Source organism: Tropicibacter sp. Alg240-R139, assembly GCF_900537075.1.
Taxonomy (GTDB): domain Bacteria; phylum Pseudomonadota; class Alphaproteobacteria; order Rhodobacterales; family Rhodobacteraceae; genus Falsiruegeria.
This window is the reverse complement of sequence record NZ_UNRA01000002.1, coordinates 1-23,474: the sequence shown is the minus strand read 5'-3', so window position 1 is coordinate 23,474 and position 23,474 is coordinate 1. Positions and strand designations below refer to the sequence as shown.

At 57.8% G+C, this 23,474-nt stretch carries 21 protein-coding genes, 1 tRNA gene and 1 rRNA gene; 15 read left to right on the top strand and 8 right to left on the bottom strand.

Annotation, left to right across the window (positions count from 1 at the left end; all coding sequences use genetic code 11):
* Position 1 precedes the first annotated feature (1 nt).
* The 4 genes from G6R15_RS07800 to G6R15_RS07785 form a co-directional block, all read right to left on the bottom strand.
* A complete protein-coding gene (locus G6R15_RS07800; protein WP_240336702.1) occupies positions 2 to 367 on the bottom strand; it encodes a biopolymer transporter ExbD in 366 nt (121 codons plus the stop codon).
* The gene (locus G6R15_RS07795; RefSeq protein ID WP_164659313.1) at positions 360 to 1,013 is read right to left on the bottom strand and encodes a MotA/TolQ/ExbB proton channel family protein; all 654 of its coding nucleotides are present in this window, start codon (positions 1,011 to 1,013) and stop codon (positions 360 to 362) included. Before G6R15_RS07795 ends, G6R15_RS07800 begins: the two co-directional genes overlap by 8 nt.
* On the bottom strand, positions 1,010 to 1,444 hold the full coding sequence (locus tag G6R15_RS07790; protein WP_164659312.1) for a hypothetical protein: 435 nt from the start codon (positions 1,442 to 1,444) through the stop codon (positions 1,010 to 1,012). Before G6R15_RS07790 ends, G6R15_RS07795 begins: the two co-directional genes overlap by 4 nt.
* Positions 1,445 to 1,733: 289 nt before the next feature.
* Positions 1,734 to 2,153, bottom strand: coding sequence for a hypothetical protein (locus G6R15_RS07785; protein WP_164659311.1), 420 nt, complete (start codon positions 2,151 to 2,153; stop codon positions 1,734 to 1,736).
* A 509-nt stretch (positions 2,154 to 2,662) separates the two neighbouring features.
* On the opposite strand from G6R15_RS07785, the gene G6R15_RS07780 reads away from it, so the two are divergent.
* On the top strand, positions 2,663 to 3,592 hold the full coding sequence (locus G6R15_RS07780) for an integrase arm-type DNA-binding domain-containing protein (protein WP_164659310.1): 930 nt from the start codon (positions 2,663 to 2,665) through the stop codon (positions 3,590 to 3,592).
* Between the two features lie 1,116 nt (positions 3,593 to 4,708).
* On the opposite strand, the gene G6R15_RS07775 is transcribed toward G6R15_RS07780, so the two are convergent.
* Both G6R15_RS07775 and G6R15_RS07770 read right to left on the bottom strand, forming a co-directional pair.
* A complete protein-coding gene (locus G6R15_RS07775; protein ID WP_164659309.1) occupies positions 4,709 to 7,243 on the bottom strand; it encodes a PAS domain-containing hybrid sensor histidine kinase/response regulator in 2,535 nt (844 codons plus the stop codon).
* A 56-nt stretch (positions 7,244 to 7,299) separates the two neighbouring features.
* Positions 7,300 to 7,773, bottom strand: a complete 474-nt coding sequence (locus G6R15_RS07770) for a molybdopterin-dependent oxidoreductase (protein ID WP_240336701.1) — start codon at positions 7,771 to 7,773, stop codon at positions 7,300 to 7,302.
* Positions 7,774 to 8,071: 298 nt separating this feature from the next.
* On the opposite strand from G6R15_RS07770, the gene G6R15_RS07765 reads away from it, so the two are divergent.
* From G6R15_RS07765 to G6R15_RS07700, 14 genes are all read left to right on the top strand, one after another.
* Positions 8,072 to 8,674 (top strand): response regulator transcription factor, encoded by a 603-nt coding sequence (locus G6R15_RS07765; RefSeq protein ID WP_164659307.1) that lies wholly within the window; start codon positions 8,072 to 8,074, stop codon positions 8,672 to 8,674.
* 144 nt (positions 8,675 to 8,818) lie between these two features.
* Entirely contained in the window at positions 8,819 to 10,072 is a 1,254-nt protein-coding gene (locus G6R15_RS07760; RefSeq protein WP_164659306.1) for a polysaccharide pyruvyl transferase family protein, read from the top strand.
* Positions 10,069 to 11,295: an oligosaccharide flippase family protein gene (locus tag G6R15_RS07755; RefSeq protein WP_164659305.1), complete on the top strand. Its 1,227-nt coding sequence runs from the start codon at positions 10,069 to 10,071 to the stop codon at positions 11,293 to 11,295. Before G6R15_RS07760 ends, G6R15_RS07755 begins: the two co-directional genes overlap by 4 nt.
* A complete protein-coding gene (locus tag G6R15_RS07750) occupies positions 11,292 to 12,551 on the top strand; it encodes a Coenzyme F420 hydrogenase/dehydrogenase, beta subunit C-terminal domain (protein ID WP_164659304.1) in 1,260 nt (419 codons plus the stop codon). The genes G6R15_RS07755 and G6R15_RS07750 overlap by 4 nt, the downstream gene beginning before the upstream one ends.
* Entirely contained in the window at positions 12,548 to 13,531 is a 984-nt protein-coding gene (locus G6R15_RS07745) for an acyltransferase (RefSeq protein ID WP_164659303.1), read from the top strand. Before G6R15_RS07750 ends, G6R15_RS07745 begins: the two co-directional genes overlap by 4 nt.
* A complete protein-coding gene (locus G6R15_RS07740; RefSeq protein ID WP_164659302.1) occupies positions 13,528 to 14,835 on the top strand; it encodes a hypothetical protein in 1,308 nt (435 codons plus the stop codon). The genes G6R15_RS07745 and G6R15_RS07740 overlap by 4 nt, the downstream gene beginning before the upstream one ends.
* A gap of 23 nt (positions 14,836 to 14,858) precedes the next feature.
* Positions 14,859 to 15,788, top strand: coding sequence for a glycosyltransferase family 2 protein (locus G6R15_RS07735; RefSeq protein WP_164659301.1), 930 nt, complete (start codon positions 14,859 to 14,861; stop codon positions 15,786 to 15,788).
* Positions 15,785 to 17,020, top strand: coding sequence for a glycosyltransferase family 4 protein (locus G6R15_RS07730; protein ID WP_164659300.1), 1,236 nt, complete (start codon positions 15,785 to 15,787; stop codon positions 17,018 to 17,020). The genes G6R15_RS07735 and G6R15_RS07730 overlap by 4 nt, the downstream gene beginning before the upstream one ends.
* Positions 17,021 to 17,126: 106 nt before the next feature.
* On the top strand, positions 17,127 to 17,594 hold the full coding sequence (locus tag G6R15_RS07725; protein WP_164659299.1) for a hypothetical protein: 468 nt from the start codon (positions 17,127 to 17,129) through the stop codon (positions 17,592 to 17,594).
* Positions 17,595 to 17,616: 22 nt separating this feature from the next.
* Positions 17,617 to 18,132, top strand: coding sequence for a glycosyltransferase (locus G6R15_RS07720; protein ID WP_164659298.1), 516 nt, complete (start codon positions 17,617 to 17,619; stop codon positions 18,130 to 18,132).
* Positions 18,132 to 18,974 (top strand): glycosyltransferase family 2 protein, encoded by an 843-nt coding sequence (locus G6R15_RS07715; protein WP_164659297.1) that lies wholly within the window; start codon positions 18,132 to 18,134, stop codon positions 18,972 to 18,974. Before G6R15_RS07720 ends, G6R15_RS07715 begins: the two co-directional genes overlap by 1 nt.
* A gap of 3 nt (positions 18,975 to 18,977) precedes the next feature.
* Positions 18,978 to 21,038, top strand: a complete 2,061-nt coding sequence (locus G6R15_RS07710; protein WP_164659296.1) for a hypothetical protein — start codon at positions 18,978 to 18,980, stop codon at positions 21,036 to 21,038.
* Positions 21,039 to 21,076: 38 nt separating this feature from the next.
* Positions 21,077 to 21,721 (top strand): sugar transferase, encoded by a 645-nt coding sequence (locus G6R15_RS07705; protein ID WP_240336700.1) that lies wholly within the window; start codon positions 21,077 to 21,079, stop codon positions 21,719 to 21,721.
* 60 nt (positions 21,722 to 21,781) lie between these two features.
* Positions 21,782 to 22,855, top strand: coding sequence for a hypothetical protein (locus G6R15_RS07700; protein ID WP_164659294.1), 1,074 nt, complete (start codon positions 21,782 to 21,784; stop codon positions 22,853 to 22,855).
* 237 nt (positions 22,856 to 23,092) lie between these two features.
* On the opposite strand, the gene G6R15_RS07695 is transcribed toward G6R15_RS07700, so the two are convergent.
* Together G6R15_RS07695 and rrf are read right to left on the bottom strand one after the other, a co-directional pair.
* A tRNA-Met gene (locus G6R15_RS07695) sits at positions 23,093 to 23,169 on the bottom strand.
* Between the two features lie 49 nt (positions 23,170 to 23,218).
* A 5S ribosomal RNA gene (gene rrf / locus G6R15_RS07690) occupies positions 23,219 to 23,333 on the bottom strand.
* Positions 23,334 to 23,474: the final 141 nt, after the last annotated feature.

Sequence of the window (23,474 nt, the reverse complement as noted above, 5' to 3'; positions counted from 1 at the left end):
CTCACTCCAACACCAGAACGTTCAACCCAACACGGCCACGCAGTCGAACCAACAGATCAATCACAGTTTGCGCTGTTACGTTCTGGTCGAGGCTTACTAAGACCTGGCCCTCTTCAATGCTGTCGCCCAAAACATCCAAGGTCATCGGTGCTCCATTCACCAACAAACGCTCGGCCCCAAGTTGAACAAAGGTGCGTTTGACAGGCTCTGAACTGCTTTCTCCGCCAGTTGTGGCGTTACTCAGTTCAATCTCGCTGTATTTCGAAAAGGTTGATGACAGCATGAAGAACAACAACAACAGAAAGATAATATCAATGAGCGGCGTCATCGACAGGCTGCGGCGAACAAATGGGGCTGCGTTACGCATGTTCCGGCACAGCTGATGTAGCAGCGGTCAGTGAAATCGACGTCGGAACCAAAACAGTTCTAAGGGCTTTGTCCGCAAACACTCGTTCCTGAGCCGTTCGACTTTCCAACCAAGCCAAAACCATCGAAGTCGGCATTGCAACGGCCAACCCAACAGCAGTCGTGATCAGCGCAACCCAAATCCCCCCAGCCAAAATAGAAGGATCAACGGTCGACCCGGCCGTCTGTAGACTCTGGAACGCTTCGATCATGCCCAGAACAGTTCCGAACAGACCCAACAGCGGCGCAAGCTGAGCAATAGTATCGAGCAGGCGGAATCCTCGCTCAAGCCGGGCCAAGGCCAGGCCAGCTTCGGCATCCAGTCGCGCGTCCAGGCCCGGAGTATCAGGGGCTTGCATCGCGGTATCAACAAGTGGCGCCAGGTAGCTTCGGCTTTGACCGAGCCGAGCGCGCGCGCCCTGCCAATCGCCGGCTTCCCAGTAAGTCAGTGCATCCGACAGAACCCTGTGTCGCCCGACACCACAAGCCGCAAACTGCCAAATTTTATATAGGGTTACGGCCAAGGTGATGACTGACATCACGATCAGAATACCAACGACCGGACCACCGAGCTCCAGAAGCTCTCGCAAGACGGCAATTGGGCTCATCCCAGCAACTCCACGTCAACCCGGCTTTTGAGGATCAGTGCGCTCTGGCACAGATCGCTTTCCGCACCGCTGACCAGGCACGTGCTAGCACCGTTGATCAAAGCCTGTCCAACCTCCTGACAGCTCATGTTTGACAGATCAAATTGGCGAACGCGTGGACGTTTCATAGGAAGATCGCGGAAATCAAAAAGCTTGAGACTGACCACACCGCCGGTTCCATCAAAAATCACCGTTTCAAAGACAGCCTTGTCGATTGCTGTTCCCGTCATGTTTTTAGCCAAAAATGTCAACCGGCAGGCGGAGCCGACGTCCTGAACCGAGTTGAGCTCCAAAGACAGCGTGTCAATTGAATCGGCAACCGCCTGTGTTACAGATGCAAGCTGCAACGGTATGACCAACGCCACCGCATAAAATTTCATTGCTAACCGCATTCTTCCACCCCTAGCCTAATCGCTCTTGGCGGTAACCTAGGGATATGTCGTACAATATCCAAGCCGAAGGAGAGAAGCTCAACTGACATTCACAGCATTTGGCAAGATCAAGCCGATTAGAGATGAAATCTCCGATCCGGCTGGATGTACGTACATGGCAAATCAAGTTCGTTGAAACGATTTAGTGTGAATCTCATTTGAGATTGATCATCCGGCACCAAAATCTATCAGGTGCAGTACCGTAAAGGTGGACGCACCTGGCGGGCCTCTATTGGCCGCCATGGCAACATCACGGCTGAATATCCGCTGGCACGTTCAGCTTGTAGGTGGCATTGTGGTCATACATGTCGCCGTTGCTGTCGCGCAGACCGGTCAAGTAGAAGGTGCCACCTCCCAGATTCTTGGGCAGGTATGTGATCCAGAAATAGCTGCCGCCGGCGCGGTCATCGACCAATACCTCGGTGTCGGTTTCATAAGGAAAACCGATCTCGGCCTGACCTTCCGCAAAGTCCCAAACAAGCCACTGGGTTTCGAGGCTGCCGTCCTTGTCCTTCCACAGCGGAACTGTTGAAAGGCCCGGTTCCACGAAATAGCGCTGCATGGCGGCATAGGCCAAAACCAGCCCTTCATTCATGGCTTCGCGCTGACGCTCGGTCGGCTCAAACGGCTTGCCTTTTTCGATCCCCATATCTTTGAGGAAATTCACCATGATCTTGTCTTGCGGACGGATCGGGTTGTTCTGGACGTAATCGTTAATGTCCTCAAAGAAGGTGTGGTTGTAGTAAGGCAGCGAGTCGTACCCGCCGGTTTTTGCGCCACGGAGTTTCTCACGTTTGCTTTTGACTGTGGCCGTCTATCTTGGAGCGTTGGCTGGTTGCGGTTCGCTGAGAGGGCCGCTGCAATGTTGCCTGTTTGCTACGCTCTCAAACATCTCAGATTGCTTCCACGGGTTGGAAGCACCAACGCAAAAAGCCACCCGAGGGTGGCTTTTTGCGTTTGTTTTTCATGTAGTAAATTTGGTTGCGGGAGTAGGATTTGAACCTACAACCTTCAGGTTATGAGCCTGCGTGCCGAATACACCAAAACCTCATAAAACCGGCAGTTTTCCCTTTGATTTCCGGAAATTGACAGACTTCTGTTTGACACAGAGGGTCACGAAATGCCACTAACACCCCTCACTTTTCCGGACATAGCACGGACACAATATGCCAAAGATCAATGAGATCTTTTGTAAAGAAAGTCGCCACACCACCCGCTAGTCACAAGATCCATTATGATAGCGAGCACAAAGGATTTGGACTTCGCGTCACCAAAACTGGCACCAAGGCCTTCATTCTGAATTACCACCTCAACAAGCGAGAGAGGCGGATCACGATAGGACAGTCGCCTATTTGGAGCGCCGCTGCAGCCCGTGAGAGGGCCCGTGAGCTAAGTCGCCTGATCGATCAGGGAATTGACCCTCTAGACGAGAAAACTGAGCGCCGTGAAGCTCCCACCGTTGCAACGCTCTGGGTTGAGTATGAAAAAGTTCACATCCCGACATTGTCTCAGAGAAGCCAGGCTGATCAAAAAGGCATGTGGGCAAACTTCATTCTTCCCGAGTTAGGGACCATAGCTGTCAGGCAGCTAAGCAGTCGCCAGATTGACAGTTTGCACGCTAAAATAAGTGAGAAGCCCCCTACCCACGCAAATCGTGTCCTTGAGGTGCTCAGAAAGGCTCTCAACCTCTCAATCAGGTGGGAATGGATCACAAAAAATCCTGCTGATGGCTTCCGGCGCAATACGGAACATTCTCGCGAGAAGTATCTTACCATGGACCAGTATGAACGTGTCTTCAGCGCGCTGGAAATGATGCCGAACCAGAAAGCTGCCAACGCGATCCGATTGTTGATCTTGACTGGTGCCAGACGTGGAGAAGTTCTTGACCTGGAGTGGCAAGACTTGGATCTAGAACTAGGCATCTGGAACAGACCACCCCATAAGAGCAAAGACAGAAAACGAAAAAGAATTCCACTGTCCAACGAAGCGCTAATGCTGCTGCGGGTAATGCACGATGTGGCGGGGGTCGGTTTTCTATTTCCGACTTCTAAGGGAACACACTGCTGCAGAGGCCCTCGGCGTAGACATCGGACGCGGCCCAAAGGCTGACCGAAGTCACGAACAGGAAATTGTGCGGGTGAAAATGCGCAAACTGATCCGTGAAATGGAGAAATTCTCGTTCATCAAAAAATCCAAAATTTACGACAAACGAAACAGCCGAGACGTCCACGTTTACGAAGTTGGCAACAGCATTCACGACGCATTCAATTGCGAGGAACAACCGCAATCGGCTGAGTAGTACGTCTGGCGGCGGGCGGGTGCGAAGCACCGCCGCCGCAGTAGTTTACTATAAGGGCCTGCAGGTGCGGCGGAAGCCAAAGGAAAATAATGACCAAGACTTCTGGCGCAAATCTCTTCAAAGAACCCACCAAATGGCCTCTCATGCCCCCTTGGTGGCTCCTCTCAGCCCCTCAGGCAGCAGCACTACTCAATGTGTCGCCAGCCACCCTCCACACCTGGCGTGTGCTCGGAGAAGGCCCTGAGCCTGTGCCACCGATGTACCTTCGCAAAACCCAGGGCAATCCGATCTAATACCGCTACAGCGACGTCCGGGCATGGGCAGCAACGCGGATCGGGCTCGAGTATTCCCTTGAAGACCAATGTCACGACTTCTTCGAGCGGGTGTTCCCCACAATGAATGGATTCACTGGCTCTCTGAAAGGAGTTTTGAAAATATTCGACGATTTGTTCGCGAAGGAACGCTCAAAGATAAGATCGGGCAACGACCCTTGGCAGTTGGCGTTGACAGATGTTGAGGCAATGGATGTCTACTATTCAAAACAGCCGAGGTGAGTAGGAAAACCCGCGCTTGGCCCTCTGTTATAAGGCAGCTTCTGGCCCAGAGCTGCCATTCATCACGGTCGCGCACGCCGCATCGCAGCTTTCAAAATGGACTCTCAGTGTGTGATAGAAGTGGTCAAACGAGGTCTGCGACGGAGTTGCGCCAAAATTTATTCTATCGCCGCAACAATTCGGACTTTCCGCCTAAATGATCGCCGGCCCCGCCGGGACCATCATGCGGCCAAAATAAAGCGATTGGAAATCTCAGGCGGAAGATGCGCAGATCTGTTGGAGGCCTTCAACTCGAGCGGTTGTCGTTCAATGGCGCCAGCCGCGATGAAAATACAAACCGAGCGGTAGCGAATGCCGTGGCCAATTCGTAATCTACCTTTTTAGATATTCAAGTAGGCACAACTTAGTTTGTTCCCAAAGCGATAGAAGGCGCTTGGGCAGTTCAACTTCAAGGGGCAAGGCAGTCTTTAAGCGCGCTTCCAGGGCCTGCAGCTCAATTCGGAGCGCGGCAGCCCCCACTAGGGCAGCAGACCCAGCGGTGTGGTGGATCAAGGAGACCAAATCCGTGTCTGTGTTGCCCAAATAAAGATGTCGGCATATCTGATCAATTGCGGATTCGGTTTCTTGAATGAATTCTTGGGCCAGTGCGGTCAGCTTTTTGCGGCCCAATGTATGACTCAACTCTTGGATTTGGCTGAAATCCAGAACGGAACTCGTCACACTAGTGCGGTTTCTTTCCTTTCCGTCAGACACGGTCGAATTCTCCAGGCACAACCGACTAAGAGTTTGACGCAATGTCGTTCGTGAAATTGGCTTGACTAACACGTCATCCATTCCTGCTGCGCGAAAGCGGTCGGCTTCGGCCGGGTCAGCATGTGCGGTTACCGCGACGATCGGCAAATGTGCATCGGGTGCTTCGAATGCACGAATTGTTCGGGTGGCTTCGCTCCCATCCATCCCAGGCATCGAAATGTCCATGAACACCAAATCATAGGGGCCTGCGTTTTGCACCCGCTCCACACCCTGTTTGCCATCAAACGCAGCCTCCACTGAATGCCCGTCCAACTCCAACATATCGCTCAGCACGACCCGGTTGTTGCGGTTATCTTCGACAATAAGGATCCGAAGGCCGCTGCCTCCTGCGGCCTTCGAAAAATCAGCGCTGGAATGCTCAAAATACTCAGCTTCGGTGTTAGTCACGTTGGGCAAAGGAAGTGTGACACGGAATATGCTACCTTGGCCTAGGGCGCTGTCCAGAACTATGCGTCCGTTCAGCGCTTCAACAAATCGCTTCACGATGGCCAGGCCGAGCCCAGTGCCGCCAATTTCCCGACTGTAGGTCGCGTCCAGCGTCACAAAATCTTCAAACACCCGTTCTTGATCCGCCGGAGCAATGCCAATACCCGTATCGACGACCTTGATTTCGACTTCGTCGCCTGCCTCGATCCGGGTCACATAGACAGAGATACGACCATCACGCGTGAACTTGGTGGCATTGCCAACAAGGTTCATCAGGATCTGGCGCAACCGCATTGGATCGCCCAGCACACGGTCGCCGCACCCATGGCTGACCGAAACATGCAGCGTATTCCCCCTGTGCTGCGCCACGCCCCGCTGACCCTCCACCAACTCTCGCACCAGTTGGGGCAGATCAAACACCTCCTTTGCCGTCTCTATCTGCCTCGCCTCTGCCCTCGACAGTTCAAGAACGTTGTCGACGTGATGCAGCAGCAGCCTGCCCGAGGCGCGGATGATCTCCAGATATTCCTGTTCCTTTGCGCTGCGCGTATAGGCGTCCATCAGGTCCAACGTGCCCAACATGCCATTCAACGGCGTGCGCATTTCGTGGCTCATTACGGCAATGAACTCGGCCTTGGCACGGTCCCCCGCCACCGCATCGTCGCGGGCCTTGACCAGTTCCTCCTGCGCTGCCACGCGGGCCGAGATATCGCGAATGAAAGAGACGAAGATTTCACCATCATCGGCCTCGGCGGTCGAGATGGACAGTTCCACCGGAAACACCTCGCCCGATTTGCGCTTGGCTTCCAGCTGGACGAGGCCAGTGCCGACCACCCGCTTTTCTCCGGTAGTCAGGTAGCGGGTCATGCCAGCGCGATGAGCGTCACGGAAATGATCCGGGACAATCAGTTTGGCCAGATCACCGCCAATGGCCTCGTCCCTTGAATACCCAAAAACCCGTTCCGCCGCGCCGTTGAAATCCATGATCCGACCCTGCCGATCCACTACAAGAACCGCGTCCAGAGAGGTTGACACAACGGCGGCCAACCGCGACTGCACCAAGCTCTGTTCCTTTGCAATCACGCGTTCGCGACGGAAATGACGCAATAGGAATAAAAGCATCAGAACCAGTATCAACACAACGCCAAGCGTCAACGCGGAAACCCACGACAGCGTTTGCGCGGTGGCCAACCTTTGGGTATCAGCGGTTTCCGCCAGGATTGACACGCCCTCTAACGTGACTGTCCGTACATGACCGCGTACTTGATCGGTTCGGGCGGCCAGGTCAGACAGTGCCCCGCCCAGCGCGTCATCCGAGCCGTCGATAATCGGCACTGCCTCGGTCAAAAAAACGTCGATGTGTTCTAGTGCAGCGGCGACTTCTGGATCTTCACGCAGTACGGCATACTGTGGGCTGATGATCAACGTCTGCGCGCGACTGTAGAAAATGTCGAACCGGCTGCGCAGTTGGGCCAGCGATGCGGGTGGGTCTAGCGTGGCGGCCAGAACCTCGGCATTTAACGCTAGTAGTTCCACATCCGCCTGTGCCAGCGACCATTGCACGCTGTCCGACTGGGCCGTGGCCAGCGCGTCGATCTTGCGTCTGATGTCTCCATTCAGCAGGAACGCAGCAAACAATGCAAGTGCCAGAACAGCCACAAACGTCACGGCGGAAATGATCCGCCCGCGCCGGTGCGTACCTTCTGGATTTTGGTTGATGTCGTTCAGCGCTGAACCTCAATGCGATTAAGTTGCCAGATGCTTCGGGAATAGATCAATTCCGACTGGTAGTCCGATTTGCTGTCATAGGGGTACACGATCCAGAGCGGCCCTTTGTTGCGAAGACTCATTGGCTCGCCATTGTGCAGAAACGCCACGATGGGTCCACCGTCCACCGCATCACTTACCGGGATTTCGATAGCATAATCGTTTACAGCAAAAGCCTTGAGCGTTTCACCCTCCGCGCCGACCAGTGTAAGTAAGTCATCCAGTTCGATACCGGTGAATGTTTGAAGGCCATCGGTCCATATCGTCGAGGTTTCGAACGTGACCGCATCCAGCGTCCCGAGCATGTCGAAATCGAACTCAGCCACGCCATCGGCGTTGGTGTTTTGCACGTCACCAGTCACAGTGAGGATAGGTGTTCCGGTTACGGCGTCCAGCGCCGCCGCCGGGCCGGTAGCGATCGCGCACGACATGGCAAAAAAACCCAAGAAGTTTCGGAGATTAGAGAATAAGGATACCATGGGCAGACCTTTCAATGAAGCTATCCTCGCATCGCACATTCTCCGCCGCACGTCATCTGGCCATGCGTATACTGCCTAATACTTTGGGATAGGTTTGGGGGTCTCAAATGGAGTGCTCGGCTGTCCGCTTGGAAGAAATACGGCAGTCAAATGCATGTGGTAATCCTTGAGAAACGCAATAGGGTTAGAGATGTGTGAGCGGTATATATCAGTGACCAGACGTAATTTGTGGTCTGAGGAAAGGGAATTCATGCGGATACTTGTTGCAGATGATCACGATTTGGTCCGCGAAGCTATCGCCGCGTTCTTGATTGCTGAAGGGAACGCAGAAGTTGAAACCGCCGGAACCCTGGGTGCGGCGTTGGAAGTAGTCAAAGCCACCGGTACGTTTGATCTGGTTCTTTTGGATTACAACATGCCGGGAATGAATGGGTTGGACGGACTGGCGCAGATGCAGGAAGCGAATGAGGAACGTCCCGTTGCCATCTTATCGGGCACCACCACGCGCGCTTTGGCGGAAGAGGCGATCGCCGCCGGGGCGGCGGGGTTTGTGCCGAAAACGCTAGGGTCGAAGTCCATGATCAGCGCGGCCAACTTTATGGCTGCAGGCGAAACATATGCGCCGTTCAACCTTATGCAGCAACAAGACGAAGCCGAACCCGGGTTGCTGACCAAACGCGAGATGGATGTGTTGCGTGGCATTTGTCAGGGCAAGGCGAATAAGGAAATCGCGCGCGACTATAATCTGCACGAAGCCACGGTGAAGCTGCACGCCAAAACACTGTGTCGCAAGCTGAATGCTAAGAATCGTACGCATGCGGCCATGATCGCCCGGGATCGCAATCTGGTCTGACCCAGCCTTTTTCCTTCCATGGAACCGCGACCTATCCCTTTGAATAGGTCACCCCCTCCATCAGGAGCCGGACCTTACCTGACGCGCAGCGGACAGAGGTAAGGCCACCGGGTTAACGTCCTTGCAACAGTCGCGAGGACCGCCATGATCACCTTACTGAACGCAGCACCGGATACTGGAAATCAGGGCGTCAGTGCGCTGTGCCATGCGGTTGTGGCTGGATTGGCGCAACGCGGTGCTACACAAATGACGGTTGCCGATCACGGGCGCGGCCTGCGTCAAGCGGATTGGGGCTACGTAAACGTCAATCTGGTCGGACTGACCCATCACCGCCGGTACTGGCGCGGGGACAGCCTGCGCACCGCCCACGCGATTGCCCGCGTCAAAGGCAGGTTCAACGCACCCGCCCGCGTCGTTCTGGGTTCACGTGCTGTGCTCGACATCTCGGGCGGGGACAGCTTCACCGACATCTACGGAACCAAGCGATTTCAGGCCATGGCCCTGACGAAACGGCTGGCGCTGGATGCGGGCGTGCCGCTGATCCTGCTGCCGCAAAAGCTAGGCCCGTTTCGAGACGATGCCACGCTGGATGAGGCCGTGTCGATCTTGCGCCGGGCCAAGGCGGTTTGGGTAAGGGATGCGCAAAGCTTTGAGTTCCTACAAATGGCGCTGGGGGCGTCGTTTGATGCGGACCGCCATCGTCTAGGAGTGGATGTCGCGGTGGCCCTTCCCGCAGCTGAACCCGCCCACTTGCCTCTTCAGGTGTCGAACTGGCTTGCGCCGGACCGAGGCGTGCCTGTGGCAGGCCTTAACGTGTCGGGCCTATTGTGCAACGAAGATGACACCGCGCGGCAGGCCTTTGGTCTGAAGACCAGTCACCGGGATCAGTTGGATGCATTGGCACAAGCCCTGTTGCGGGCCGACCCCAATCTGCGGCTTCTTTTGGTGCCTCATGTGCAGCGCCCGGACGGTGATCCGGAAAGCGACCTCGACGCTGCGCGGGCCTTGCGGGCACGGTTGGGGGAGCGGGAGCGTAACCGCGTTCAGGTTCTGGAAGAGCGGTTGAGCGCGATGGAACTGAAATGGGTCTTGTCCCGGCTAGACTGGTTTGCTGGCGCGCGGATGCACGCCACTATCGGCGCGTTTTCCTCGGGGGTTCCGACACTGGGGCTGGGATATACCGACAAGGCCCATGGCGTCTTCGCACAATGCGGTATCGGGGACGAGGTTGTCGATCTGCGTCGCGCAGATGCACGTCATTTGGCGGGGCGGGCGGTTGCGTCTTTCACCCAACGCAGCGCTATGAACACCATTCTACAGCATCGCTTGACCGGTGTGAAATCCCGCGCGGCAGATGAAATGGACGTGATAGCGCAGCAGGCCGGAGTGGCCGCGTGACTTCTGGCCGCTGGATTCCCTGGGCCGTGCCGGTTCTGGCCGAGGCTGCGGCATTGGCGCGATCGGTGACTTTTGCATGGATGCTTGGTCCGGAACAACTGGGGCAAGCGATGATACTGGCGCTGGTTGTCCGGTTTACCGAAATGGCAAGCGATCTGGGCATCGACCGTCTGATCCTGCAAGCACAGGACGGCAACACCGCCCGATTGCAGGCGGAATTGCAGGGGGTCGCGGTGATCCGGGGCGTCGTCGGGGCATTGGGACTGATGGCACTGGCCCCGATACTGGCGATGATCTTCGCGAATGGGCCTGAGGCGGCGACGTATGCCGTGTTGGCGATCATCCCGTTGCTGCGTGGGCTGACTCACCTTGATTTTCGCCGCGCCGAACGCCGATATCGGTACCACTCGCTGGCAGCGGTCGAAGGCAGTGCAACTCTGGTCATGGCGGCATGCGTCCTGCCCGCAGCGGTGCTGTTGAAAGACCACCGCGCCATGGCGTTGGTGCTGATCTCGCATGCTGTGGCCTATGTCAGTCTTTCTCATCTGGTGGCGTCCCGCACCTATCACCTGCACCTGTCCCGACAAGCGATCGGGCGCGTTTGGCGATTTGGCGCACCGCTAATCCTGAATGCGGGGCTGTTGTTCCTGACCTTCTATGCGGATCGCCTGATCGTGGCGCGGTCCTATGACTGGGCCACACTGGCAGTTTACGGTGTGGTTCTGCAACTGGCCCTGCTGCCTGCGCAAATTGTCGGGCGTGCGGCTGCCTCGCTGTTTTTGCCCCGCCTGCGCGACGCGCTGCGCCGGGGCATGCTCTCCTCGGTCTGGCCTCCTGTCCTAGTCACGCATATCAGCCTTGGCGTGACGGTTACTGTCGGCTTCGCCGTACTGGCCCCCGTGGCCATCCCGCGGATCTACGGCCCGGATGTCCACCCAGATCTCGCGCTAGCCATCGCCGTAGGCGTCGCCGCAGGGCTCCGCATCCTGCGCACGCCCTATTCGCAACTTGCCATCGCCACGGGGCGCACCGGCGATCCCGCCCGCGCCAATTTGATGCGCGCCGCTGCCCTGATCCCTGCTGCGGCCTTTGCTGCTATTGGGATGCCGCTGGCCGCCATCGGGGCTGCCGCCGCTGTGGGCGAGGCTGCGGCTACTCTACGGGCCATGTCCTTAGCACAACTGTCTTTCACAACTCCCATTTCCAATGAGGTCTACTCATGAGTGCCGATCCAATTACCTCGGTTGTCGAACGCAACCTTTGCACCGGATGTGGGGGGTGCGCCGGTGCTTTCCCAAACGCTATCCGCATGCTGGAAGACCCGGTCCATGGCCGCCGTCCGGTTGTGGCGCGTAACGACGAGGGGCGCGCAGCATCTAAAGCAGCAATGGCAATTTGCTCGGGCGCAAACAGCGATTGGTCTCAGCTTCAGATTAGGGACCAGACAGAAGCGGATTGGGGGCCGATCCTGTCCACATGGGAAGGCTGGGCCGCCGATCCGGAGATCCGTCTCAAAGGATCGTCAGGCGGCGCAGTTACAGCCCTGGCAACCTTCGCGTTGCACTTTGGTCAAGTTGACGGCGTCGCTCATGTCGCCGCCCGGCAGGACGACCCACGTCTGAACGAGGCTGTTATCAGTCGCGACCGGGTTGGACTGATGCGCGGCTCCGGCTCGCGCTATGCACAGGCCAGTCCTGCGGAATTGGTGGGAGAGATCACGCGTGGCGCGGATCAGGTCGCGTTCATTGGCAAGCCCTGCGATGTAGCTTCGGTCCGGCGAGCGACGGGGCAAGACAATGAGCTCGCAGCCAAGATCCCGCTGACAATCGCGATCTTCTGCGCTGGCGCACCGAACTTGAAGGCCACAGACCGGCTACTGGATCGGTTAGAGGTACCCAAGGGCGGCGACCTGATCGACCTGCGTTATCGCGGCAATGGCTGGCCGGGACTGATGCAGGCCACGTGGCGGGACAAGTCGGGAGTGGAACATCTGTCCAAGGGCATTCCTTATGCCGAAGGCTGGGGCACCATCCTGCAAGGCGAACGCCGCTGGCGCTGCAACATCTGCGCGGATCACACCGGGGCCTTTGCCGACATCTCGGTCGGTGACCCATGGCACGCGCCGCCCCAGGGGGATCAGGACGCCGGACGCTCCCTGATCGTTGCGCGGACAGCCAAGGGCAGGGCCGTGGTCGAGGCTGCCATTCGTGCGGGCGTTCTGATCGCTGAACCACGTTCGCGAGATGTCATTGAAGACGCACAACCGAACCTGAAGAAAACCCATGGCGCGGCATGGGGGCGGATCGCTGCGATGCGGGTTGTCGGTTTGCAGACCCCGCATTTGAAGGGACAGCGCCTGTGGTCACTGTGGCTGCGACTGTCGACAAAACAGAAGTTGCAATCCGTGCTGGGAACCTGGAAACGCATTCTGCGTAATCGCCTGTGGCGGAACGTGACCATCGCCAGGATTGGCCCATGACCCTGGCCGATGCATTTCGTACTGGTCGGTCCGGCAATCTGGACGCGCTGCGGCTCGCACTGGCGGGCTGTGTGATCGTTAGCCACGCGTGGCCGCTTGCCCTAGGCCCCGGAACAACCGAGCCCTTGGAGCACCTCACCGGACGGTCCTTGGGAGGTTGGGCTGTTCTACTCTTCTTTTTCCTGTCCGGCCTGTTGATTACGGCCAGTGCAGAGCGCCGCCCGACCATCGCGTTCTGGCGGTCGCGGGTGCGTCGCATCTTTCCCGGGCTGGGCGTGGCCCTGATCCTTACGCTGTGTCTGGCCTATGCCTGTGGGGCAACGGCCACCCAGGCAGAAGCCGCGCGCTGGTGGCTGCGTGCTTTCACGCTTGTGTCCATCGAATACCGGATCACTGACGCATTTGCCACCAACCCCTATCCCGGCGTCGTCAATGGCCCATTGTGGAGCCTGTTTCACGAGGTGCTGGCTTACGGTGTCTGCATGGCTCTGGTGTCGCTGGGCGTTCTGCGTCGGGGCGTTTGGGTCCTGAACCTTGTTACGCTGGCCGGGATCGCGTCCCTCTGGCCGGGCACGCTGTCACCCCGGTTCGCCACCTTTGTGCCGTTGTTTTTTGCGTTTTCCATCGGCATGGTCGTGCATCATCTCAGACAGAGCCTGCGCCTGAGCCCATGGGCCGGGATCGCCGCGATCTGCGCCGCCGTCCTGCTCCCGGCTCCTTTCTCCGTCCCGGCGCTGTGCTATGGCGTTATGTCCATCACGCTCTGCGCCCGCCCGATCCGCCTGAGCGCGGATCTTTCCTACGGCCTCTACATCTATGGCTGGCCCGTTGCGCAAACTGTCGTCTATCTGCTGCCTAGCATCGCCCCGGTCCCCTTGGCGGCCCTGTCCCTCGTCCTCACAATTCCCTTCGCGGTCTTCAGCTGGCACGGGGTCGAACATCCTACGCTGACCCGCCGCAAGACCGTGGCTGTACAATGATCCGTGCCAAGACCTTCTCTCCCACGCTGTTCGGTGTCCCGGCGGTCATCGCTGTGTTCTTTTTAGCCATCATGTTGCCCACCCCCGTGTCCATCAACTTGGGCGGGCTGCGGATGTCGGTCTATCGCGTAGTTCTGATCGTGATGATCCTGCCTATGATGTTCCAGCTTTTTACCGGGCGGCGGGGCAAAATAAACCTGTTCGACATGCTGCTGTTGGCCCATTGCGCCTGGGTGATCCTCGCGCTGATCAAATGGGGTGGGTTGAGCCAGGGCATCGAATCCGGCGGCATATACTTCGTGGAATGTTTGGGGGCGTACCTTGTCGGACGTCTCTACATCCGCAGCTACGAGGATTTTTCCGCCATGACACATGCCTATGTTGGCGTTGTTGTAGCCATGCTGTTGTTCACCATCCCCGAGGCGTTGACGGGCGTGCATATCCTCTACGACACGATCTCGGGCACGGTAGGTGGACCGCGCGCGCCGTTCATCGAATCCCGCATGGGAATCGAGCGGACGTTTGGTCCGTTTGATCATCCGATCCTTTGCGGCATTTTTAGTGCGTCGGCCTTTTCGCTGGCCTATTTCGTGGTCGCGCAGAAGCGGCTCGACAATTACACAGGCATGGCCAAGGTGTTCGGCGTGGGGTTGGCGACGTTCATGTCAGCCTCTGGCGGACCGTACCTGGTGCTGATGATGCAAGGGTTCGTCGCCGCATGGGAGTGTGTGCTGGGCAGGATCCAAGGCCGTTGGGCCGCGCTGTTTTCGCTGTTCGCGTTGGCCTATGTGGCCATCGACCTGTTTTCGACCAAGACGCCGTTCCACGTGTTCGTCAACTATTTCACCTTTTCCAAGCAATCCGCCTATAACCGCATCCTTCTGTTCGAGTACGGCACGGCCGAAGTCGCACGGCATCCGATCTTTGGCATTGGGTTGGGCGATTGGGAACGCCCAGTCTGGATGTCGGACAGCATGGACAATTTCTGGCTGCTAACGGCCATGCGCTATGGCATTCCCGCCTTCCTGTTGTTGCTGGGCGTTTTGCTAGGGTTGGTCTGGGCGATAGGGCAACGCAAGCGCATGCCCGACACATGGCGGCGGGCGCGGCATGCCTGGGCGTTCACGCTGTTCGGGATCGCAGTGGCAGCAGCGACGGTTCATTTGTGGAACGCTCTGTTTGTACTGTTCTTTTTCCTCATTGGGTCTGGCGCATGGATGCTGGATGCCAGGCCTGGGCGTCCTCAGGCGGTTAAGCCTGCGAGACGCAATCCAGTCGTACTTCGACCTGCACGTTTATTTTGATTTGCTAAAAAAGGTTACTTTTCATGGATCTCTCTATTGTCATCGTGAACTGGAACACCTGCGATCTGTTGCAGGATTGCCTAACTTCCGTGCGAGCGGGACTTGGCGACTTGCAAGTCGAGGTTCTTGTGGTGGACAACGCCTCGTCCGACACATCCGTCGCCATGGTCCGCGCGGAGTTTCCGAATGTTACTCTGATCGAAAGCGTTGATAACCTGGGCTTTGCGGGCGGCAACAACGTCGCGTTGCGGCGGGCGTGCGGACGATATGTTATGTTGCTGAACACCGACACGCTGGTGCATGGCACGGTACTGCAAGACGCGGTGGCATGGCTGGATGCCCGCCCCGAGATCGCCGTGATGGGGCCGAAAGTCCTGAACGCAGACGGCACAATCCAATCATCTTGCAGCGCATTCCCCTCGCTCAAATTCCTGACCATGCAGGCGCTAGGACTGACGAAACTGGCACGGCTGGACAGCTATCGCATGACCGGCTGGGACCGGTCGACCGAGAGGCAGGTCGACGTAATCTCTGGCGCAGCGATGTTTGTGCGCCAGGTAGCGATGGAACAGGTGGGACTGCTAGACGAGGCCTTCTTCTTTTATGGTGAGGAAACCGATTGGTGTCACCGGTTCGCGAGCGCGGGTTGGGATATCATGTTTGCCCCGCTCCCAGAAGTCACACATTTTGGCGGCGGGGCGGTCGCGCGACTGAACCATCGCCGCGACGTGATGTTGACCGAAGGCACCACACGCCTGCATCGCAAACACGGCGGCTTGCTGGCCGGGATGGCCTGCTTTGCAGTGCTCAGCTTTCACAACGTAACACGCGCAGCCCTTTGGACAGTGCTCAGCCCGTTGCGGCGCGGGGCCGCGCGCGCCAGGGCCCGGCATTTCCGTTGTGTAACCGCTGATCTGTACAAAGCCTGGCCCACGGAAGGTGCCCGGCCATGAAGGTTCTGCTGATCGCCCCAAACCTGGACGGCACAGATGTGGGTGAGGCGTTTGTCGCCTTCAAATGGGCCGAAGCGCTGGCGGACAGGGTGGCGTTGACAGTCCTGACCTTTCAGCGTCCGGGCCGTGCTGATGTCGCCTCGCAACTGCCCGGCGCGCGGGTGGTGACGTGGCCCGAACCCGCGTGGGCGACGAAACGCGAGCGGTTGAACGCGATGCTGAAACCCGCTTGGCCGGTCTTTGCCACACATGTGCGACAGTGGATCGGTCAAGCCCTGAGCAGAGGTGAACGCTTCGATCTGGCCCATCAGTTGATGCCGCAGGCGGCGCGCTATGCCTCTCCCCTGCGCCATTTCGAGATACCTTACATCATTGGCCCGCTCGGCGGCGCGCTGGATACCCCCTCTGCGTTCCAGTCCGAGGCGACCAGCGCCCCGCTCTTCACCCGTCTGCGCGCTCTGGACTCGTTCCGGTTCCGCAATGACCCATGGCTTCGCGCCAGCTATGCCGGGGCGGCCTGCGTTCTGGGTGTGGCGCCCTATATGAAAGACGTGTTGGATGACATTCCGTTGCAACGGTTTGAACCGGTTCTAGAGCTGGGCATTGATTCCGTTGCGCCAACGGTTGAGCGCTCCTCCCGCCCTGGCGCTTTGCGCCTGTTGCATGTTGGCCGGGCCGTGCGCACCAAAGGGCTGCGCGATGCAGTTCGTGCCATGGCACATCTGCGCGACTTGTCGGGCGTGACCTTGACCAGTGCTGGGTCAGGTGAAGAATTGGACCTTTGTCGGGCCGAAGCACAGCGACTGGGCGTCGCGGATCGTGTGTGTTTTCTGGGTAAGATCCCGCGTGATCAGGTCGAGGAGCTATACGCCAGTCACGACGCCCTTTGCTTCCCTTCTTTCCGCGAGCCAGCGGGCGGGGTCCTGTACGAGGCAATGCGCCATGGTCTTCCCACCATCACTGCAGATCGTGGCGGGCCGGGCTGGATTGTCGATACCACATGCGGCGTCCGTATCCCGGTCACATCACCCGACACCTTCGCCGCCAATATCGCCGATTCTGTGCGGGCCTTGGCGAGTGATTCCGTCCTGTGCCAGCGGCTGGGACAGGGCGCACGGACCAAGGTTTTGCGTGAAGGATTGTGGAGCGTGAAGGCCGACAAGTTGGTCACCCTCTACAAAGACTTACTGATCCAGCAGAATGCGCCCACCGCTATCCGAAAGGATAGCTAACCCCACCCACTTGCGAGCTCAAATTCGCTTTTTGCGCATTAACATCAATGAGTTAAATCGCGGTATTTTCTTCCCAGGAACAAACAAAACCTTGGGAGATTGCAAGATGCCTGTCCGCCACCACTCACGTCCCGTCGTTCTTGCCGTCTCCTCTGGTGGTGGCCATTGGGTCCAGATGCAGCACCTAACGCCCGCTTTCGACGGTGCCGAACTGCATTTTGCCACCACCGACCCTTCCGCCGCAGACCGCTCCCCGTCAGAGCGCATTCACACCTACCCGGACGCGAACAAGGACACACCACTTCGGTTGCTAGTCTGCGTGCTGCGCATGGCGTGGATCTTACTCCATATCCGCCCGGATGTGGTGATCTCAACTGGAGCTGCTGGCGGGTTTCTGGCCATCCGATTGGCCCGCCTGATTGGCGCACGCACAATGTTCATCGACTCGATTGCGAACGCGCGAAAGCTGTCGATCTCCGCTCGCCTTTCGATAGGCGTCGCCGACCGCGTCCTGTCCCAATGGCCAGAGGTCGCCCAGTCCACTGGAGCCGAATACCGCGGCGCAGTCATCTGACCCTTATCCAGGAAACCACATCATGATTTTTGCAACCGTAGGCACGCAACTGCCATTCGACCGTCTGCTGGCTGGGCTTAACAACTGGGCAGCCCGAAATCCGGTCGTTCCTGTATTCGCCCAGACAGGGGCGAGCCAGCGTAAGTTCGACCATATCGACACAGTTGAACATCTCAGCCAGTCAGAGTTTGCGACCCGTTTCAGCGCCGCGCGACTGATCGTATCGCATGCGGGCATGGGCACGATCCTGTCGGCTGCGGAACTGGGAAAGCCGCTGATCCTGATGCCCAGGCGGCTGAAGTTTGGCGAACACCGCACCGATCACCAGCAGGATACCGCCACCGAAATGGCGCACCTCAGCAATGTCACCGTGGTCGCAGATGGCGAAGCCCTGCACGAGGCGCTGGACCGCGCATTGGTCCAAGGGTTCCCGGTCGCCAAATCCGAGGCCGATACGGTTAGTCCCAAGCTAGAGCCATTGCTCAACGTCATCCGCGATTTCGTCTGGGAGCAACCGACCGCGCAGCGAGGCGCGTAATGAGCTGCACAACGATCCTGATCCCCGCCCATAACGAGGCTGCAGTCATCGGGCGCACGCTGTGGTTTCTGTCCCGTGGCTTACCGCAAAACGCGTTCGAGGTGATCGTCATCGCAAACGGCTGCACCGACGCGACTGCCGCGCGCACACGGGCGGCAGTGCCACAGGCAACGGTCATCGAAACGGAACGTGCAGGCAAATGCCACGCCCTAAACCTGGGCTATGCTGCCAGTGCCAAAGGTGGCCCGGTCATCTTTCTGGACGCAGACCTTGATGTGACCTCGGACTCGATAAAGGCACTGATAGCGCCACTGACAACTGGCACAGCACAGGCCGCATGCGGCCAAATGGATGTTGTGACAACCCACGCCTCCCCGTTGGTGAAAGCATTCTATAGGGGTTGGCGCACCAATCCATACTTCACTCGCGGCAAGTTCGGAGGCCTGTTCGCCCTTTCTGCAGCCACCGCCGCGCGGCTTCTCCCTTTGCCCGAGATCACTGCAGACGACGAATTCATTCGCCGCAGCGTTCCCGTGCCGGACATCGCCCTTGTCAACGGCTGCAACTTCTCAGCCCGCGCTCCCGCGAACCTAAGCGACCTGATCAAAGTGCGGCGCCGCAGCATCCGGGGCGCGCGCCAGCTCGGCAAAATGGGCCTGTTCCGCCCGGACCCCAGCAGCCTTCCCAGGATGATCCACCAAGCACTTACCAAACCGTCGGAGTTCATCCCTGTATTGGTGTTTCTAACAATCATGATTTGGGTTCGCGTCGCGTTGGCCTTTGAAGGGGAAAACGCCAAGGCACGCTGGGAACGCGATCTGTCTTCGCGCGCGGTGGGCTAAGCCATGTCGCTGGTCGCTATCCAACAGGATTTCGTGGATGAGCAAGACGCACCGCTCGCGCAGCCTGCTGAAGGGCCAGAACCGAATCCCGTGCAGAACCTCGCCCGGGCTATGCGCGGGCGGTGGAAACACGCCATTGGCGGCGCAATGTTGTTGGGCCCTGCATTGGGGGGCATCGGCTACCTGTCAGGCGCCCAACTCTATGAATCGCAGGCGATTTTGCGGGTCTACCCCCAGGAATCCAACATCCTCTACGCGACCGGCGAGGCTTCGGTCCTCAAAACTTTCGACAGTTTCGTCAAGGCGGAAACGACCTATGTCGCCTCGCACCCCGTCATGTCCCGCGCCGTGGACACCATCACCGCAAGCCAGCCCGAAAAACGGGGCGACCTATCGGCCAAAGACCTGTCAGGCTCCATCGAAATCAAACGAAGGGACAGCCTGATCGTCCTCAAAACCAAGAGCCGCGAGCCTGGGTTTGCACAGCAAAAGCTGGACGCCGTTGTTGTCGCCTACTTGCAGTTGAAGGTCGAAGCGGAAGACGCCCGGTCCGCCGTGCGTCTGTCCGAATTGTACAACCGTGAACAGGAACTGGTGCAACGCCTGGCCCAATTGCGCGCGACACAGCTGGAAGTCGGTGGTGAGTTCGGCATGAACGCGATTACTAAGGCGCATATCGAAAAGATCGCGCAGATTGACTCTCTGGCCGCCCGGAAATCGGAGGTCGCGGCGACCCTGACCGCGCTCCAGGCAGACCGGGGTGGGGCATCTGCGGATACGTCAGACGAAGAGATCATGCGCGCTACACTGTTGGACCGCGCAATGGCGGATCTGAATTTCGAACGCGCAAAGCTGATGGCCGAACTGGCGGGCCTGCGTGCAGGGTATGAGGGGCAAAGTAACGCCCGATTCCGGTTGAAGGTATCTGCGAAACTGGACGAGATCGCGGTGATCGAAACCGCGTTGGCGGATCGGCGCGAACAGATCAAGGTGCTGGGTCAGACCGGCGCGCTGACGAATGCATCCGCAGACGGCAATGACACCAGCGTCGTAGAAATCCGCAGCCTCTATTCCAAGATAGAAGGACTGCTCGACGCCGCCCGGGCAGAAGCACGCGACCTGAACCGCCGCCGGATCGAGCTGGACCAGGTTGAACAGGACATAGACGAGGCGCGCGACTTGCTCGAAGAAACTCGCCATGCGCTAGAGGTTATCCGCCTGGAATCCGGTCGCTCGCTGCCGGGTTATGCCGTGGTGATGTCACCGGCATCGCTTCCGATTGATCCGGTCAGTGACAGCCGCAAGATGCTGGCGGCCTCCGGCATGATGGGCGGTGCAGGTTTGGCCCTGATGCTGGCACTAGCCATGGGCCTGACCGAGCGTCGCATGCGGTTCGGTGAAAGTCTGACACCGGTGGAGCATCAGGTGCCGGTTTTGCAGGTGTCTTCCGCCGGGCTGACGGACGCCCATGCGGCCGATCTGCTGCGCAACGAACTGCAACTGCATCCTTTGCGCAAACCGCGCCTTGTCGGGAAGGCGCCGGTGATCGCGGTAACCTCTGCCGATGACAGCCAGACCACAGATTTGGCTCGTGCACTGGCCGAAAGCCATGCCCGGGCGCAGATGAAGACACTGTTTATTGACGCCGACATCGGCGCGGCGAATTCATCGGAATCAGCGAACAACTGGCGAAGCTTCATAACCGACACACTGTCCGGACCGACGTATGCGCAGGGTGCAAATGGCATCTGGGAGTTGCCGCAGGGGCCCACCTGCGATCTGGAAGACTCAGGTGTGTCCGCCCCCATGGTGCGCGATGCACTGGACGAGGTCCTTTATGATTTTGACGTCGTAATCGTGTCCGCGGGCAGCCTCTGCGATCGTTTGTCCTGCCAGTTTGTCCTGCCAGCCGCTGATGTCGGCGTTTTGCAAATAATTCCCAGCACCCGCAAGGACGCCGTTTTCGCCCAGATCAATCGCCTCGACGGCCTGCCGCGCAATGGCAGCGTCGCCGTGTTGCGCGACGCCCTGCCGGGGGATCCCTGGCTGCGCTTGCGCACATGAACTGCTGCCAAACCTTCTGCCACTTGGGGAGACACACAATGATCATGCTATCCATCAACGCCGCCAACGAACGGCGCACCTTCCCCGCCCGGATCGCCACTCGATTGCTGGACCTCAGCCTTGGTCTGTTGGCACTGTCCCTGCTCTGGCCCGTCCTGCTGCTCATCACCTTGGCAGTGGCTCTGACCTCGCGCGGGCCGGTGTTCTTTGTGCAAACCCGGATCGGGCAACATGGCATCCCCTTCCGGATGATCAAGTTCCGCTCCATGTACGCGGATGCCGAAGCTCGCCGCGCGGAGCTGATACATCAAAGCGACCGCGAGGGATTGTGCCTGAAGATCCGCAAAGACCCCCGTATCACACCCATTGGTCGGATCCTGCGGCGCTGGTCGCTTGATGAACTGCCACAGATCTTCAACGTGCTGAAAGGTGACATGTCGCTCGTCGGGCCCCGCCCCGCGTTGCCGCAAGAGGTCGCAGAGTATTCCGAAAATGCCCATCGCAGGCATCTGGTCCTGCCGGGGATCACCGGCCTCTGGCAAGTTTCAGGCCGGGCTGAGATTGGCTTTGATCAGATGATCGAGCTTGATCTGGAATATGTACGCGACGCGTCTGTGATTACTGATCTGGCTATCCTGTTGCGCACTTTCACCGCCGTTTTGACCGGAAGAGGCGCGTACTGACACCGCACGGTCAGAACTTGACTTTTTCCTTCACAAAAAGTCACAGAGTCGGAAACGATCATGGACAATCTACTTCAAGATACCGACGACAGGCTCACATTTGACCAATACACGGTCTCAGATCACTGGTCCGGCGCAGTGACGGCCGACGGTTTGCCGGTGCTTACAACCAGTGTCCAGACCACCGAAGACGTTCTGTATGAGTTGGAGTTCAGCCTCGCAGCCAACCTTCTGGCTAACGTTACCAGTGTCACGATAGAGGTCGTGTTTGACGGTCGAAGCATTGGCCAATTCGCGCATGACGGAGCTGTTTTTGAAACCTACGTTTTTGAACTTGTTGGAACTGGTGAAGTCGCGCAGATCGAGTTCCGCATACTTGATGTCGGCAGTGATTCCGACAACACAATCGACACGTCTGGCCTAATCCCGTCCATAGAGCAGACAATGACATTTATGGGCAGCACTTTAACGGTGGATGCTTTTGCGCCGGGTCAGAACTTTGTTTACCAGGTTCTGAACGGCCAGTTGGTCAAATTTGACTTAGAAACAAATTCATACACCGAGACAGAGAACCCTGCTGCGGTGAACGTCAACGCCATTGGATATTCCACTGAAACAGACTTGATCTATAGGTTGGCCCGATCAGGGGGAACTGATGCCACAGGTCTAGCGATAAACAAAAATGACGTCATCGCAATGGATGCCCCGGGCGCCACTTACAAAGTCGCCAGCGGTGTAATGGGATCCTACATTGGCGATGTAGATGATACAGGTCAGCTCTGGACCTTCAGAGGGAGCCTCAGTCAGGCAGTCGTATATGATCTTTCGGAGACGGGTCCCAATGGGGAGTTGATTTCGCAGACGCTCGATATTCCAGCATCTGGTGCTGTGACAAAAGGTTTAGCCGATCTGGCCTACAATGCCGATCTACAAACCTTCTTCGGCGTTGCCCATAGTGGGGCGAACGGGCAACCAGGCACCTTGGTTTCCATTGATGTTTCGCAAGTTGCCCTGGGTGGAGATCCTATCGTCACAACACAGGTCATCGTCGGCACTATTGTCAATGGCGACATTCGATCCGGTGTGCCGGCAAGCGCTTACTCCTGGTTCTTTGCCGCAAGATGTCTCGGTTGAAATTACATATGGAATCGAAAATGAAAGTGGAGGGGCTGACGCTGCAACTCTGACCATTAATACTTCTCCGGTTCAAGGAACCGCCGCCAATGATCACATTGTGGGTTTCCCCTTGCTTTCTCTTTTGATGATCTGATAGCGGAGTCGAATCCGGACACTGGTCGGACACGAGTCCTGACCCTCAAACACAAGAAGCGCCCCATGGAGCGCTATCATATTTTAATAATTCAGTCTTTCTGGTTGCGGGAGTAGGATTTGAACCTACGACCTTCAGGTTATGAGCCTGACGAGCTACCGGGCTGCTCCATCCCGCGACAGAAGCTAAATGTTGTCGTTTATGAGAGTTTGTTTGGATTTTACTAGGTTTGGCGGTGAGCTACTCTCCCACGCCTTGAGACGCAGTACCATTGCCGCAGCAGTGCTTAACTTCCGGGTTCGGGATGGGACCGGGTGTTTCACTTGCGCTATGACCACCAAACCAAGAAAAATCCAAGTTCCGAAGGCATTTGGATTTTCTTGGTTCGCGGCAGGCAGGATATTTGCAAAGCAAATGCCCGTTGCCGCACCTGAGTTATGTCACGAGGACATTGGCCAAATGCGTTCGGAGATCAATCAACAC